The organism is Cyanobium gracile UHCC 0139, assembly GCF_034931325.1.
GTDB lineage: Bacteria > Cyanobacteriota > Cyanobacteriia > PCC-6307 > Cyanobiaceae > Cyanobium > Cyanobium gracile_B.
Genome location: NZ_JAYGHX010000006.1, coordinates 210,671 through 225,038, shown reverse-complemented (window position 1 = coordinate 225,038; position 14,368 = coordinate 210,671). Strand labels below are relative to the sequence as shown.

At 71.7% G+C, this 14,368-nt stretch carries 18 protein-coding genes and 1 tRNA gene; 12 read left to right on the top strand and 7 right to left on the bottom strand.

Annotation, left to right across the window (positions count from 1 at the left end; genetic code table 11):
• The first annotated feature begins 49 nt into the window (after nt 1-49).
• The 3 genes from VB738_RS11635 to VB738_RS11625 are packed head-to-tail and all read left to right on the top strand — an operon-like array spanning nt 50 to nt 2,072.
• Nucleotides 50-871, top strand: a complete 822-nt coding sequence (locus VB738_RS11635; protein ID WP_323305892.1) for a HEAT repeat domain-containing protein — start codon at nt 50-52, stop codon at nt 869-871.
• Nucleotides 871-1,533 (top strand): HEAT repeat domain-containing protein, encoded by a 663-nt coding sequence (locus VB738_RS11630; RefSeq protein WP_323305883.1) that lies wholly within the window; start codon nt 871-873, stop codon nt 1,531-1,533. Before VB738_RS11635 ends, VB738_RS11630 begins: the two co-directional genes overlap by 1 nt.
• On the top strand, nt 1,530-2,072 hold the full coding sequence (locus VB738_RS11625; RefSeq protein ID WP_323305882.1) for a low molecular weight protein-tyrosine-phosphatase: 543 nt from the start codon (nt 1,530-1,532) through the stop codon (nt 2,070-2,072). The genes VB738_RS11630 and VB738_RS11625 overlap by 4 nt, the downstream gene beginning before the upstream one ends.
• On the opposite strand, the gene VB738_RS11620 is transcribed toward VB738_RS11625, so the two are convergent.
• Entirely contained in the window at nt 2,069-3,646 is a 1,578-nt protein-coding gene (locus VB738_RS11620; RefSeq protein ID WP_323305891.1) for a bifunctional pantoate--beta-alanine ligase/(d)CMP kinase, read from the bottom strand. The genes VB738_RS11625 and VB738_RS11620 overlap by 4 nt on opposite strands.
• Nucleotides 3,647-3,725: 79 nt before the next feature.
• Nucleotides 3,726-4,220 carry a septal ring lytic transglycosylase RlpA family protein gene (locus tag VB738_RS11615; RefSeq protein WP_323305881.1) on the bottom strand — a complete coding sequence of 165 codons (495 nt, stop codon included), beginning with the start codon at nt 4,218-4,220 and terminating at the stop codon, nt 3,726-3,728.
• Between the two features lie 435 nt (nt 4,221-4,655).
• Here VB738_RS11615 and purM point away from each other — a divergent pair, with 435 nt between their 5' ends.
• Entirely contained in the window at nt 4,656-5,690 is a 1,035-nt protein-coding gene (purM, locus tag VB738_RS11610) for a phosphoribosylformylglycinamidine cyclo-ligase (RefSeq protein ID WP_323305880.1), read from the top strand.
• 96 nt (nt 5,691-5,786) lie between these two features.
• Nucleotides 5,787-6,449, top strand: a complete 663-nt coding sequence (locus VB738_RS11605) for a hypothetical protein (RefSeq protein WP_323305879.1) — start codon at nt 5,787-5,789, stop codon at nt 6,447-6,449.
• Nucleotides 6,450-6,454: 5 nt separating this feature from the next.
• On the opposite strand, the gene VB738_RS11600 is transcribed toward VB738_RS11605, so the two are convergent.
• Nucleotides 6,455-7,459 (bottom strand): aldo/keto reductase, encoded by a 1,005-nt coding sequence (locus VB738_RS11600; RefSeq protein WP_323305878.1) that lies wholly within the window; start codon nt 7,457-7,459, stop codon nt 6,455-6,457.
• A gap of 63 nt (nt 7,460-7,522) precedes the next feature.
• Between VB738_RS11600 and VB738_RS11595 the strand changes: the two genes are divergently transcribed.
• The 3 genes from VB738_RS11595 (at nt 7,523) to VB738_RS11585 (ending at nt 9,138) form a co-directional block, all read left to right on the top strand.
• Nucleotides 7,523-7,705: a hypothetical protein gene (locus tag VB738_RS11595; protein ID WP_323305877.1), complete on the top strand. Its 183-nt coding sequence runs from the start codon at nt 7,523-7,525 to the stop codon at nt 7,703-7,705.
• Entirely contained in the window at nt 7,702-8,232 is a 531-nt protein-coding gene (locus tag VB738_RS11590) for a hypothetical protein (RefSeq protein WP_323305876.1), read from the top strand. Before VB738_RS11595 ends, VB738_RS11590 begins: the two co-directional genes overlap by 4 nt.
• A gap of 267 nt (nt 8,233-8,499) precedes the next feature.
• A complete protein-coding gene (locus tag VB738_RS11585; RefSeq protein ID WP_323305875.1) occupies nt 8,500-9,138 on the top strand; it encodes a class I SAM-dependent methyltransferase in 639 nt (212 codons plus the stop codon).
• A gap of 48 nt (nt 9,139-9,186) precedes the next feature.
• Here the strand turns inward: VB738_RS11585 and VB738_RS11580 are convergent, their stop codons facing one another.
• Entirely contained in the window at nt 9,187-9,372 is a 186-nt protein-coding gene (locus VB738_RS11580) for a hypothetical protein (protein WP_323305874.1), read from the bottom strand.
• A gap of 107 nt (nt 9,373-9,479) precedes the next feature.
• Nucleotides 9,480-9,550: transfer RNA gene (locus VB738_RS11575), tRNA-Cys, on the bottom strand.
• A gap of 44 nt (nt 9,551-9,594) precedes the next feature.
• Between VB738_RS11575 and VB738_RS11570 the strand changes: the two genes are divergently transcribed.
• Together VB738_RS11570 and VB738_RS11565 are read left to right on the top strand one after the other, a co-directional pair.
• Entirely contained in the window at nt 9,595-10,845 is a 1,251-nt protein-coding gene (locus VB738_RS11570; RefSeq protein WP_323305873.1) for a lipid-A-disaccharide synthase-related protein, read from the top strand.
• A 25-nt stretch (nt 10,846-10,870) separates the two neighbouring features.
• The gene (locus tag VB738_RS11565) at nt 10,871-11,143 is read left to right on the top strand and encodes a hypothetical protein (RefSeq protein WP_323305872.1); all 273 of its coding nucleotides are present in this window, start codon (nt 10,871-10,873) and stop codon (nt 11,141-11,143) included.
• A gap of 36 nt (nt 11,144-11,179) precedes the next feature.
• On the opposite strand, the gene VB738_RS11560 is transcribed toward VB738_RS11565, so the two are convergent.
• Nucleotides 11,180-11,845, bottom strand: a complete 666-nt coding sequence (locus tag VB738_RS11560; protein ID WP_323305871.1) for a ribonuclease D — start codon at nt 11,843-11,845, stop codon at nt 11,180-11,182.
• Between the two features lie 92 nt (nt 11,846-11,937).
• On the opposite strand from VB738_RS11560, the gene VB738_RS11555 reads away from it, so the two are divergent.
• Together VB738_RS11555 and VB738_RS11550 are read left to right on the top strand one after the other, a co-directional pair.
• On the top strand, nt 11,938-12,489 hold the full coding sequence (locus VB738_RS11555; RefSeq protein WP_323305870.1) for a cofactor assembly of complex C subunit B: 552 nt from the start codon (nt 11,938-11,940) through the stop codon (nt 12,487-12,489).
• Nucleotides 12,490-12,493: 4 nt separating this feature from the next.
• Nucleotides 12,494-13,369 (top strand): dehydrogenase, encoded by an 876-nt coding sequence (locus VB738_RS11550; RefSeq protein WP_323305869.1) that lies wholly within the window; start codon nt 12,494-12,496, stop codon nt 13,367-13,369.
• Here VB738_RS11550 and hemF read toward each other — a convergent pair.
• Complete coding sequence (gene hemF / locus VB738_RS11545) at nt 13,296-14,321, bottom strand: oxygen-dependent coproporphyrinogen oxidase (protein ID WP_323305868.1); 1,026 nt, start codon at nt 14,319-14,321, stop codon at nt 13,296-13,298. The two genes, VB738_RS11550 and hemF, sit on opposite strands and share 74 nt — an antisense overlap.
• Between the last annotated feature and the right edge of the window lie 47 nt (nt 14,322-14,368).

The following is a 14,368-nucleotide window of genomic DNA, read 5'->3' as shown; positions in this document are numbered from 1 at the left end:
CCCCGGGGATGGCAGCATTCCCCAAGCCCCCTCGCACGTGCGCAGAGCCATGGCCGGTGACGGCGAACCGATCAGCGAAGCCGAGGCCCTGGAGCAGCTGCGCCAGACGGACGACCAATCCCGTCAGTACTACGCGGCCTGGTGGCTGGGGCGCATGCGCAGCCAGCACCCGGAGGCGGTTCCCCTGCTGCTCGCCGCCCTCAGCCAGCGCCAGCCCCGGGATCCGGGGGCCGGCGTCGAGCACAACGCCGTGGCCCGCAATGCGGCCCGGGCCCTGGGCAAGGTCGCTGACGCGCGGGCCATCCCCGAGCTGCTGGCGGTGCTCGACGACGCCGACGACGGCCTGCGGGAGGCCGCGGCCCGGTCCCTCGGCGAGCTCCGGGCGACCGCCGCGGTGCCCCTGCTGATCCGCCGGCTGGCCAGCGGCCCCGCCGTCGCCGGTGCCTGCCGCAGCGACAGCCCCCGGCTGCAGGAACCCTGCGAAGCGATGCTGGAGGCCCTGGGGGCGATCGGAGAGGCCCAGGAGGAGGTGCTGGAGGTGATCCGACCCTTCACCGCCCACGAACGTCCCCTGGTCCGCAGCGCTGCCTGCCGCGCCCTGCTGCAGCTCACCGGCGAAACGCGCTGGGCCGACGAGCTGCTCGGACTGCTGCAGCATCCCCAGCTGCAGGTGCGCCGCGCGGCCCTGATGGATCTGGGGGCGGTGGGATGGCGGCCCGCCCTGGAGCCGATCCGGCGCACCTTCGCAGAGAACAGCCTCAAGCTGATTGCCCTGCGGGGGCTGGTGGAGCATGGCCGCAGCAGCCGCAGTGGCAGCGAAGCGGACAGCGATGATGAGGCCCTCCTGATGGCGATGGACGCCCTGCTGTGATGACGGCCGCAAGCGGAGATTCCCAGTGCGCGGCCGATCGGATCCGGGCCTTCGAGCAGGCCGGCAGCGCCGAGGAGCTGGTGGCGGCCACCCGCCGCCTGACCGACTGCGACGACCCCCTGGCCACCGTGCCCCAGCTGGTGCAGGTGCTGGGGTTCAACAATCCCGGTGCCGCCGTCGCCGCCGTTGACGGTCTGATCGCACTCGGCCCGGCGGCCGTGGGTCCCCTGCTGGCCAATCTGGATGCCCACAACTATGGGGCCAGGGCCTGGGCCGTCCGGGCGCTGGCGGGCATCGGCGACCCGCGCGGCCTGGACGTGCTCGAGGACGCCCTGGCCACCGACGTCGGGCCCAGCGTGCGCCGGGCCGCCGCCAGGGGCCTCGGGGCCCTGCGGCTGGAGCGCCTCGCCGAGCAGGAGCGGGAAAGGATCCGCGAGCGCTGCCTGGTGGCCCTCGAAGCGGGGAGCAACGACGGGGAATGGGTCGTGCGCTATGCCGTGGCCGTGGGCTTCGAGGGCCTGGCCCTGCCCCTCCCCCCGCCCGATCCCCACCGCCGACGGGCCGTGGCGGGCCTCAGTCAGCTGCTGCAGCCCGAGCAGGAGGAGACTCTGGTGGTGCGCCTGCGGGCCGCCGTCGCCATGAAGCGACTGGACAGCCGATGACCTCCCCTGATCCCACCGCCGGGACGAACCGTCCCGAAACCGGCCGCCCCACCGGCATCCTGTTCGTCTGCCTCGGCAACATCTGCCGCTCCCCGGCCGCCGAGGGGGTCTTCCTGAACCTGATCGCCCGCCAGGGGCTGGAGCAGGCCTTCACGGTGGACTCCGCCGGCACCGGGGACTGGCACGTGGGCCGCCCCGCCGACGCCCGCATGCGCAGCGCTGCGGCCCGCCGGGGCATCGTCCTGCCCAGCCGGGCGCGCCAGATCACGGCAGCCGACCTGGGCCGCTTCGACCACGTGCTGACGATGGACCGGCAGAACCTGGAGGCGGTGCGGGGCCTGGCCGTGCGGGGGGAGGCCGCCGCCCACATCGGCCCGCTCACCCGGTACTGCCGCCGCTACAGCGTCGAGGAGGTGCCCGATCCCTACTACGGCGGCGAGGAGGGCTTCGATCGGGTGCTGGACCTTCTGGAGGACGCCTGCGGGGGCCTGCTGGAGGCCCTGAGGGCCGATCAGGGCCCCGGTCAGGGGCGCCGCTAGGGCGTCGTCGTCTCGTCCAGCGGGGAGGGGCCCCGCCAGGCGTCCTCCGGCACCCGCTCGCGGAACAGGTCGACCAGCCGTTGGATCACCGCATCAATGGCCAGGCCATCGGTGACCAGTTCCACGGCGTCGTCCGCCTGGCGCAGGGGGGCTTCGGCGCGGCTGGAATCACGGTGATCCCGCTCGGCGATCTGGGCCTCCAGTTCCGCCAGGGCCGGCACGGCGAAGCCGCGCTGGGCCAGATCCGCCGCCCGGCGGCGGGCCCGCTCCGCCACCGTGGCGGTGAGGAACACCTTGCAGTCGGCCTCCGGGAAGACGGCGGTGCCGATGTCGCGGCCCTCCGCCACCAGGCCGCCCCGCCGGCCCATGGCCTGCTGCTGGCGGGTGAGGGCCGCCCGCACGCAGGCGTGGGCCGCCACGGTGGAGACCTGGGCGGTGACCTCCGGTCCCCGGATCGCCTCGCTCACCTCATGGCCGTTGACCCGCACCCGTTGCTCTCCGGCGGCATCGCTCTCCAGCCGCAGATCGAGGTCGGCGAGCAGCGGGGCGATGGCGTCGGCATCGGCCGGGTCCACGCCCCGGTGCAGCACCCACCAGGTCAGGGCGCGGTACATGGCGCCCGTGTCGAGGTAGAGAAGGCCCAGGCGGCGGGCGAAGGCCCGGGTGACCGTGCTTTTGCCCGCCCCGGCGGGGCCATCGATGGCGACGATCGGCGGGCGGTTCATCAGAAAGATGTGATCGATCAGGCGGGTGCTCCCGCAGCGGACGGCGGCGGCCAGCAGGGAGATCCCGGCGGCGCCGGACACTGGAGCCAGGGTAGAGGGATGGACGAGCTGCACGTATTCGACGCCCAGCCCCGCCGCCTCCAGCTCCCCGGTCACCGTGGCAGTGAGGGCCGCGGCGCTGCCGGTGCCGCCTCGCCAGAGCGCCAGCGCCGCCCCCAGGGCCGCGGGCAGGGCGGCCGCCTGGCCGCGTTCGGCGGTGCTGAGGTAGCGATGGCGGGAGCTGCAGGCGAGCCCATCCGCCTCCCGCACCGTGGCACAGCCCTGGACCACCACCGGCAGGGCCAGGTCAGCGACGACACGGCGCAGGATCGTGAGCTGCTGCCAGTCCTTCTCGCCGAGCAGGAGCCGATCGGGGCGCACCAGGGCCAGCAGGCGACAGACGACGGTGGCGACCCCCTCGAAGTGGCCAGGGCGTCCGGGGCCGCACAGGGACCGGCGCAGCCCGGCCGGGGGAACCACCCCGGTGAGCTCCGACTCCCCGGCGGGAAACAGTTCCGCCACGGAAGGGGCGAAGAGGGCATCGGCGCCGGCCGCCGCCCCCAGGGCGGCATCGGCGGCCAGATCACGGGGATAGCGGGCGAAATCTTCGGCCGGCCCGAACTGGAGCGGATTGACGAAGACGCTGAGCAGCACCGCTGGCCGGCTGCCTTGGACGGCCAGTGACGCCCGCCTCAGCAGCTGCTGATGGCCCCCATGCAGGCTGCCCATGGTGGGCACGAAATGGAGCGGCCGCCCGGCCTGGCCGCGGCGCCAGTCGCTCAGGTCGGCCAGGGTCTGAAGCAGTCGCACCGGCACAAAGGAAAAGCCCACCCGCCAGATTGGCGGATGGGCTGATGGACAACGTTCCGACCGCGGCCGGAGCGAGGACTCAGGGAAGGACTTCCAGCTTCACGTCAGCGATGCCACTGGCGGTGAGACCAAGCTGCTGGGCGGCGCCGTGGGCCAGATCGATCACCCGCCGGCCATGGAAAGGACCGCGATCGTTGATGCGCACCACGGTGGAACGGCCGTTCCAGAGATTGGTGACACGCACCATGGTGCCGAAGGGCAGGGTGCGGTGGGCGGCTGTGAGGGTGCCGGGGCGGAGTACCTCACCACTGGCGGTGCGGTTGCCGAAGAAGCCGGGGCCGTACCAGCTGGCCTGGCCGGTGGTGACCCGACCGGCGGAGGCGATCAGATTGCTGGCCGTGGGCACGGTGCGGATCTCGTCGACGAAGCGCTCCCAGTTGGTGGGGAAGTCGGCGGGGCGAATGGCAACGGAACTCCCTGGCGCCTGCGTGGCAGTAAGGGAGCCGGCCTGGGCCGGGGCGATGCTGCTGGTGAAGAGGAGGGCGGCGGTGCCCAGGAGTTGAGTGACTCGCATGACAGGCGGAATGCACCGGCGGAGCAGGCGGACGGGGAAAGGTCTTCCTCGATGACTGCATTCGGACGTTGACGACAACCGGAACCGGAAGCGGTGTTGGCTGAGGTGAACGGGACCGAATTGGCCTGGCGAATTCCTTACAGAAAATGACGACCCCGGAAAACTATCCGAAGTCCGCAGGGCCCCAACAGACCGCTGCAGCGCCCCTGGATCGATCAGTTTTCTTCATCTTTGCCACCCTTCCAGGCGTCCACTGGCCTGACTGGCCCATCGGCGCTATCGAAACATCAGTGGATTTGATGACTTTCATAAGCCCCGGCGATGGGATCGTGGGCCAATCCTGGGATCGTCCACGTTCAGGGGCCGACCGGCGCCTCCCAACCTCCCCTCGGCCCCGTGCCGATGCAGGATCGGTGCAGCGCTGACCCTTTCCCCATGGACTACCGCTCTGCCGGCGTGGACGTGGCCGCCGGCCGCGCCTTCGTGGAACGCATCCGGGACAGCGTCGAGACGACCCGACGGCCGGAGGTCCTGGGTGGACTGGGCGGATTCGGCGGGCTCTGCCGACTGCCGGCCGGGATGAAGCGTCCCCTGTTGGTGGCGGGGACCGACGGGGTGGGCACCAAGCTCGAACTGGCCCAGGCCCACGGTGCCCACCACGGGGTGGGCATCGATCTGGTGGCCATGTGCGTCAACGACGTGATCACCAGCGGCGCCGAGCCCCTCTTCTTCCTTGATTACATCGCTACCGGCAAGCTCGGCCCGGAGGCCATGGCCGAGGTGGTGGAAGGCATCGCCGACGGCTGCCGCCAGAGCGGCTGCGCCCTGCTGGGGGGCGAAACCGCGGAGATGCCGGGCTTCTACGGAGCCGGCCGCTATGACCTGGCCGGGTTCTGCGTGGCGGTGGTGGAAGAAGAGGAGAGGATCGACGGCGCCCGGGTGAGCGCCGGCGATCGGATCGTGGCGGTGGCCAGCAGCGGTGTCCACAGCAATGGCTTCAGCCTGGTGCGGCGCATCCTTGAGGCCGAGTCCGTCGACGCCGGCACGCCGTTGCCCGCCACCGGGCAAGGACTGATCGACGCCCTGCTCACCCCCACCCTTCTCTATGCCGCCCTGGTGAAGGACCTGCGCCGCTCCGGGCTGCCCCTCCACGCCATGGCCCATATCACCGGCGGCGGCCTGCCGGAGAACCTGCCCCGCTGCCTGCCGCCGGGGGTCCACGCCGTGGTGGACCCCGGCAGCTGGGAGCGTCCACCCCTGTTCCGCTGGCTCCAGGAGAAGGGACAGGTGCCCGAGTCCGACCTGTGGAACACGTTCAATCTCGGGGTCGGCTTCTGTCTTGTGGTGCCACCTGCGGCCGTGCCCGCCATCCTCGACCTCTGCCGTTTCTCGGGCCACCAGGCCTGGGAACTGGGCGGCGTCGCGGCGGGCGACCCGGGCGAGACCCCCCTGGCCGGATTGCCACACTGAGGCGCCTCCGGCCAGGATGCACCGCTTTTCCTAAGGTCGTCAGCGTCTTTGCCGACACGACCAGGCTCCCTCCCGCTCCGAAGAGTTCGTTGCCCGATGTTCGATACGTCCAGACGCATCACCCGCCGCCGCAGTTCCGCCGGCCCGATCCCGCCCCAGCGCCCCCAGCAGCCCCGTCCCCGTCTGCGGGACGGTGGGCCCCCTGTCCAGCGGGAATCCACGGGCGGCCAGCGCCCCACCTTCCTGACCCTGCGGGACCACGGCAAGGTCTATGTGGCCGACCTGCCACGCCTCTCCGACGGCCAGCTCACCCATATCCATAAGGAGGCTCAGGACGTCCTCGACAGCCTCAACCGCCGTCTTCAGGAACTGGAGGCCCAGACCTTCCTGAGCGAGGCCGACCAGGACACCCGGATCCGGGCGACCACCAAGCGCGACATCACCCAGCGGTTTCTCAATTCGATCGCCCAGGAGCAGGAACTGCGGCGTTCCAACCCAGCCCTGAGGGCAGCGGCGGGCGAATCCCTGGCTCGCGCCTTCCTCGAACTGGCCCGCCATCGGCTGCCCGGCTCCACCTTCGACTCCCTGCTGCAGGAGGCCCTCAGCGCCTGCGGCCCCGGCGAGGACGGCGCCCTCAGCGGCGAAACGGCTGATCCCCAGGTGGTCCGGCTGCTACAGCGGGCCGACGCCCCCCAGCCGCGGCCAGCGGCCCTGCCGGTGGTGCTGAGTCCCGACCCGGCCGACGCGCTCAGCGCCTGAGGGCCTCAGGCACTCTGGAACGGATTGGCCGGCATGCGCGCCTCGCCGCGCAGCGCCACCCGGTCCAGATCCTGCCGCTCCTCCTCCGCAAGGCACCAGGCGGCGGCGGCCGCCGCCGCTTCGGCCTGATCGGGCCGGCGCATCCCCACCAGGGGGAGGGCTCCATGGGCCCGGCACCAGTTGATCGCCACGGCCGCCATCGGGGCCTCGTGGGCACGGGCGATCCGCTCCATGGTCTGCAGCAGGGGCTGGATGCGGGGCCCCAGTCTTCGGAACAGCAGGCCCCGCGGTCCCGCCGGAAGCGCAGCCCGGGATTCCCCTGGAGGCTGGGCCAGCAACCCCAGGGCGAGAGGGCTGTAGGCGAGGAGCTCGATGCCGAGCTCCCGGCAGACCGATGCCACGCCGTGCGCCCCGATGGCGTCGGGGGCCAGCAGGGACAGCTGCACCTGCAGGCTGGCGAGACGCAGGCCGCGGCGGGCCAGCTGGTCGTGCACCCGGCGCAGGCGGCGCGGGCCCAGGTTGGAGATCCCCAGGCTGCCCACCCGGCCCTCGGCCACCAGATCCGCCAGTCCCTCCAGCAGAGGGCCCTCCTGCCAGGGGGCGTAGCGGGCCGTGCTCCAGTGCAGCTGCACCCTGTCCAGATGGCCCCTCAGGCGCCCAAGGGACGCCTCGAAGGCCGCGTCGAACCCTCGGCGACCCAGGCGCCAGGGGAACGGGGCCAGCTTGGTGGCCACCGTCAGCCGCTGCCGCCGGGCCGGTGGCAGGGCCGCGACGAAATCGCCCAGGAGCGACTCGCTGCGTCCCCCGTAGCGGCCGGTGCCGTAGGAATCGGCCGTATCGAAGAACGTCAGACCCAGGTCCACCGCGCGGTGGAAGCAGGCGGCCAGGGTGTCGTCCTGGGCGGGGTCGTACCCCCAGAGGAACTGGTTGCCCCAGGCCCAGGTGCCGACCCCGACCCCGGGGACGACCGACGGCGGCGGATCGGGCAGGATGGCGGCAGGGTCAGCCATGGCGATCACGAAGGTGCCGGTCCGTTGCCATGATCGACCCGACTCTCCTCCCGGGGACCCGCGATGACCATTCCTCCGGGCGTCGGGCCGGGATCCGCCCCGAGCCAGTCCCCATCCGTGCCGCCTGCCGCCGCGGCCAGGACCCCAGACCCCGCCGCCGATCCGGTGCTCTGCCAGCACTGCGGCCGGACCGCCGGCAACGGAATCAGCTGCCAGGGCATCTGCGTCGCCGACTCGGGCTATTGAAGCTCCGGCCAGGCCCGTCGTCCCTGGCGGGGCTGATCCTGCTGCTGGCCCTGGGCGTGCGCTGGGCGCCCCTGGGGGCCCAGGAACGGCCCGGCGACGATTTCGGCCGCTGGGAAAGGACCCTGCGCCGCTGCAGTGTCGTCACCCCCTCGGGCGCGGGGCCGGTGCCGCCACCGGCCAGCTGCCGCCTGCTGCGGCTGGACCAGCAGATGGAGGGCCTGCTCAGTGTGCGATTCCTGCAGCCCGGTGGGGACAGCTCCTTCCTCGATCGCCAGCTCGTTTTCGCCGGGGTGCTGGCCGAAGGCTCCCCAGCCATGGCCTGTGAGCGGAGCCGCTGCGAGCCGCGCTGGCCGGTGCAGCTGCGGATCAGCGCCGTGGGGCAGGCGGGATTCGGTGACGGGGAGGCCGCGCTCGGACTGACCAGAGCTGAGCTGGCCAGCGGACAGTGCCTGCTTGACGATCGCGCCTTTCGCTGCGAAGCCACCGGCCCGGACGGGCGGCAGTGGCGGGTGGACGCCGCCCCCTGAGCGGGCCGGGAGCGGGAGGGCGAGGGGCGACGGGGAAGCGCGGATGACGATCGGCAACGAAGGCCACAGACAGGACCACCACTCTTCAGATTCTCTTTATGATTGATCCGTTCGGCAGATGGTCATGCCCCCATCCACGTCCCTGCTGGCCCTGGTGGGCGTTGTGGGCTTCGCCATCATCTCGTTGCTCATGGGCGTTCTCCCCTGAGCAGGAACGACGGACCGATCGAATGCCGCCGCTAGGGTGCCGACGATCCGCCCGCCGGCATGTCGACCAAGGACGCCTTCACCCGCATCTACCAACGTGACACCTGGGGGGGAGGGTCGGGACAGGGATCCAGACCGGAGTTCAACGGCGAATACATCGCCACCCTGCAGCGCTTCCTGCAACTCAACGACATCAGCAGCGTCGTTGATTTCGGATGTGGCGACTGGCAGTTCTCCCGCCTGATCCACTGGGGGGACATCACCTACACAGGGGTCGACATCGTCGATTCGGTGGTGGCCGCCAACCATGAGCGCCATGCCAGCGACACGGTTCACTTCCAGCTGTTCGACGACCTCGACAGCCTCCCCCCGGCCGATCTGATCCTGGTCAAGGACGTGCTGCAGCATCTCCCCAACCAACTGGTGCGCGACTATCTGGACCATTTCAAGAGCAAGTACCGCTGGCTGATCGTCACCAACGATGATCTGCCCCAGTCCAGGCTCAACCAGGAGATCGATGCCGGGGCGTGGCGTCCCCTGCGCCTGGATCTTCCGCCCTTCAGCGAACACTGTTCCACCCTGGCCCAATGGGTGGTACTGACGGAGTCCTCCATGAGTCTGCACAGGAAGCGAACCGATCTCATCCTCGGGGAGGGGCCGCGCCGGCCACTCAGCCGGGAGGAAGATCAGACGGGTTGAAGACAGCGGCGGGCCCCGGATGGCAGCGGCCCGTTCACCAGGACGCGTTCACCAGTTGCCGACCCGCTTGAGCGCGGTGTAGTACTCGATGACGGCATCCTCAAGAATGGCCCTGGGTGTGGAAGGAAGCTGAATTCTTTCGCGATAGGCCTGGATCTTTTCAATCATCTCCAGACATTCCTCGCTGAGCAGCGCCACGAACGGATCCGGCTCTTCCGGGGAGTTGGCTGCCACCGCAGTCCTCTTCGGCATGTCCGGTGCAGTCTGCCACCGATGGGCGGTCACCGTGCCGAAGCCCCCGCTGTACAGGGGAGCGGCCGAGAGACCCCCGGTTGTTGCAGAGGCGGCACCCAGATTCGAACTGGGGATAAAGGATTTGCAATCCTCTGCCTTACCACTTGGCCATGCCGCCTGCCGGGGAGCAAACTCCCCGCAGCGGATCGTATCAGCCATGGCATGTCCTCCCCCCGTCTGCTGGTTCTGAGCAACGGCCATGGGGAGGATCTGATCGCCCTGCGGCTGATCGAGGCCCTCAGGCGGCAGGCCCCCGGCCTGGAGGTGGCGGTGCTGCCGCTGGTGGGGGTCGGCCAGGCCTACGCCGGCGCCGAGGCGGCCGGCGAGCTGCGGCGGGTCGGCCCGCGGCAGCCGCTGCCCAGCGGCGGCTTCAGCAACCAGAGCCTGACGGGACTTCTGAGGGACCTGGCGGCCGGGCTGCCGCTGCTCAGCTGGCAGCAGTGGCGGATCGTGCGCCGCTGGGGCCGGCAAGGTCTGCCGATCCTGGCGGTGGGCGACCTGCTGCCCCTGCTGCTGGCCTGGGCCGGGGGCGGCCCCTACGGCTTCCTCGGCACCCCGAAGAGCGACCACGCCTGGGCCTCGCCGGCTCCGGCCGGCTGGGGCCGCTCCCCCCTGGCCGATGGCTACCACCGGGCCAAGGGCAGCGAATGGGATCCCTGGGAGTGGGCCCTGATGGGCCACCGCCGCTGCCATCTGGTGGCGGTGCGCGATCGCCTCACCGCCCGGGGGCTGCGGCGCCATGGAGTGCGGGCCGTCGCCGCGGGCAATCCGATGATGGATGGCTTCGCCCCCGCCCCGCCGTTTCCCGACTGGCTGCAGGGTCGGCGCCGCCTGCTGCTGCTCCCCGGCAGCCGGCTGCCTGAAGCCACCGGCAACCTGCGCGCCCTGCTGGCGGCCCTGCCGCCGGCCGAAGGGTCCCCAGCGATCAGCGTGCTGCTGGCCACCGGCTCCCGTCCCGATGCCGCCGAACTGGCCGCCCCCCTGACGGCGGCGGGCTTCATCCCCGGCAGGCCGCCGGAGGGCTCGGGGGCTGCGGCCCTCTGGCGGCGTGGCCCCCTGGAGCTGCTGGTGGGTCCGGGCCGGTTCGCGGCCTGGGCGCCGCTGGCGGAACTGGGACTGGCCACCGCCGGCACCGCCACCGAACAGCTGGTGGGGCTGGGGGTGCCGGCCCTGTCGCTGCCCGGGCCGGGGCCCCAGTTCAAAGCCGGCTTCGCCCGCCGCCAGAGCCGCCTGCTGGGGGGAGCGGTGCAGCCGTGCCACGGGCCAGCCGAGCTGCGGGTCCGGCTGCTCGCCCTGCTCGACGACGACGGCGAGCGGGAGCGGCTGGGCCGGATCGGCCGCCGTCGCATGGGAGGGGCCGGTGGCAGTGCCCGGCTGGCGGCCCTGATCCAGGAGCGCCTGCTGCCGGGGTAGGGGGATGATGGGGCCGACTGCCCCCTTGTCCCCCGCCCCGATGCCCGGCATCCCCGACCGCAGCTTCAACGCCGCCTGCGGTCATCTGGCCACGAAGCTGGGCATCAGCCTGGCGGCAGCCCGCCGGCGGGTGGAGATCCTGGCGGCCAAGGAAGGGCTCCGGGACACGGCCGCCAAGCTTGCCCTGGCGCAGCGGCTGCTGGAGGAAACCAGGGCCAGCGGCCTCGACCGGGGTCAGCTTTTCGACGGCCAGCTGCGCTCGGTCGGGGAGGACGACCTGTTCATGATCGAGGACTGAGCGCCACCACAGACGGGCCGCCCAGCGCGTCCGGGCTCAGTGCTCGAACACCTGGTTGAACCGCTGCCGGTCGAGGGCGGAGAAGACGGGCACGCAGGCGAAGCAGCGGCGGGCCAGCTCCCAGCGCTCCTCTCGCCGCAGCATCACCTCCAGCCGGTCCCGGGCGGCCAGCAGCCAGCGCACGTCACCGGCGGCATAGGCCAGCTGGGTGTCGCTGAGCTCCTCCACCCGGCCCCAGTCGGAACTCTGGGCCTGCTTGTCGAGCTCCACCCCCACCAGCTCGTTGACCACGTCCTTGAGGCCATGGCGCGGGGCGTAGGTGCGGGCCAGGCGGCTGGCCACCTTGGTGCAGAAGACGGGGTCCACAGCGATGCCGAGGTTCTCCGCCAGAGCCGCCACGTCGAAGCGGGCGAAGTGGAACACCTTCTCGATGGCCGGGTTCTCGCACAGGGCCTTCAGCCGCGGCGCCTCCGTCTGCCCCCGGGCCACCCGGATGCAGCAGACGTTGTCATGGTCGTCGCAGATCTGCACCAGGCAGAGGCGGTCACGCCCATGGATCAGCCCCATGGCCTCGGTGTCGATCGCCAGGGCCCGGGCCTGGCCGAACAGCTCCCCCCAGGCGGCGTCGAGGTCGTGGTCGAAGACGGCGAAACGGGCCGGCGGACCGGGGCTGGCACTGCCGCTGGAAGGGGTCTGGGCCATGGGGGAGCAGGGGGTTGGCGGCCATCGTCGCCCACGGCGGCCGCTGAGCGGGCCACTCAGGCCAGAATGCGAGCCCGAAAGGCCGCGCCGCCATGCCCACCCTGGGTTCCACCCTCCTGCTCACCCTGCTGATGGCCATCGGCCTGGTCTTCTTTCTGAGGGCCGCCAGCAAGGACCGCACCACGGTGGTGGACGTGCACTCCCCGCAGCCGCCCGTGCAGGTGCTCGAGGGCCTCTCCGACTGGCTCACCGCCCGGGGCTGGCGGACCGAGGCCGGCGATCCCGAGCGCCAGCTGCTGCGCTTCCGCGGCCAGGTGCGCTCCAGCCTGCCCCTCGCCCTGCTGCTCTCGCTGCTGGGCAGCGTCGGGGCCGCCTGCCTGGGCCTGGTGCTGCGCCAGGTGCTGCCCTCCCTCGGCTGGTGGCCCCTGCTGCTGGCCCTGGTGGGGCCCCTGGCCGGGGTGATCTACCGACGCCGGGCCGCCCGGCCCGAAAGCCTGGAGCTGCGGCTGATCAGCGGCGACAGCGACGGCGGCAGCACCCTGCGCCTGCGGGCCCACCGGGACGAACTGATCGCCATCGAGCGGGAACTCGGCCCCGGGCTCCAGCTGGCCAGCGACGGCTCCCTGCTCTCCTCGCCGATCTGAACCCATGGGTTCCCCTCTCCCGACCTGGCTGCTGGGGCCCGCCCTGCTGGTCGGCAGCCTCGGCCAGCTCGCACCGCTCGCCCATGCCGCCGACGCGGCCCTGCCGGCCAGCCGGATCCAGGCGCCGGCACTGGCCGGCTTCGATCCGATCACCGGTCCCCGCAGCCGCCTGGGCCGGGACTGGATCGGCATCCGCCCCGTCGATCCGGACACCCCCATCCTGGTGCTGGCGGGCCATGCCGATTCCCAGGGGATGAACGGCGCCGGTACCAGCGGCGCCGCCGTGGCTGCGGGGGCGCCGCCGATGTTTCCCGGCATCAGCGACGAGCTCTACTGGAACATGGTCGTCGCCGAGGCGGTGGTGACCCTGGGCCGGCAGCGGGGGCTGCGCATCAGCTCCTACCGCCCCCCCTTCCGCACGATCCCTGATGGCAACCACCCCAGCACCAACTGGAGCGTGGGCCGTCAGCACGCCGCCAGCGGCGGCTACGCCCTGGAGATCCACTTCGACGCCTGGGGCCCCGACGGCATCGGATCGGGGTTGATCCCACCCCTGCACCGCCCCTTCAGCTCCCTCGACGAAAGCCTGGCCGCGGCCTTCGGCGGGTTCCCCATGGCCTTCCGCGGCGGCCTCGGTGGGCCCAGGCGCGGCATCGCCCTGTTGGAGGTGGGCAAGCTGGAGGGCCAGCTGGAGCGGTCGCTCCGCAACCCAGCCACCCGTTCCGACACGGTGCTGGCCATCGCCGAGCGGATCGTGACCGCCCTCGAGGTGGGGCTGGGCCGCAGCCCGGCCACCGCCATGCCGCTCAGCCCACCGCCTGGTGGGGTCGGCAGCGCTCCTCCAGGGAAGGGTCTTCAAGCCAGTTCTGCGGACGAGTGAACAGGTCGGTCAGCAGGGCCTCGCGGCTGCCTTCAGCGGCCGTGTACCCGTACTCCCAACGCACCAGGGGCGGCAGTGACATCAGGATCGATTCGGTGCGGCCGTTGGTCTGCAGGCCGAAGATCGTGCCCCGGTCGAAGACCAGGTTGAACTCCACGTAGCGGCCGCGGCGGTAGAGCTGGAACTGGCGCTCCCCATCGCCCCAGGGCAAGCCCTGGCGTCGCTCCACGATCGGCACGTAGCTCGGCAGGAAGGCGTGGCCGCAGGCCGAAGCCAGGGCGAAGAGCTGCTCCCAGTTCTGGTGGAGCGGCCCGACGGCCGCGCTGGCCGCCGCCGCCGGCCCCTCGGGGTCACCCCCCTTGTAGAGCACCCCGCCGGGGTCCTGGTAGTCGTAGAAGATGCCACCCACGCCGCGGGTCTCGCCCCGGTGCTTCAGGAAGAAGTACTCGTCGCACCAGGGCTTGAACACCGTGTAGTAAGCCGGATCCACCCCGTCGCAGGCTCCCTTGAGGGTGCGGTGGAAATGCCGGGCGTCCTCCAGGAACGGGTAATAGGGAGTGAGGTCGGCGCCGCCGCCGAACCACCACACCGGCCCCGCCTCGAAATAGCGGTAGTTGAGATGCACCGTGGGCACGTAGGGGTTGCGGGGGTGCAGCACCATCGAGGTGCCGGTGGCGAACCAACGGTGGCCCTCCGCCTCGGGGCGCTGGGACAGGATCGAGGGCGGCAGCCGCTCGCCCTCCACCTCGGAGAAGTTGACGCCGCCCTGCTCGAACACGCGGCCGTCCTTCATCACCCGTGAGCGGCCGCCGCCGCCCTCGGGTCGCTCCCAGCTCTGCTCCTCGAAGTCAGCCCCTCCATCGAGGCTGGCGAGACCCGCGCAGATCGAATCCTGCAGGCCCGTCAGCAGGGCCTTGGCGCGGCTGCGGGAATCGGCAGGTGGCATCTCCATGGAACGGCAGCGCGGCGGACGCGGAACATCCGCACACCTTTTCAGCC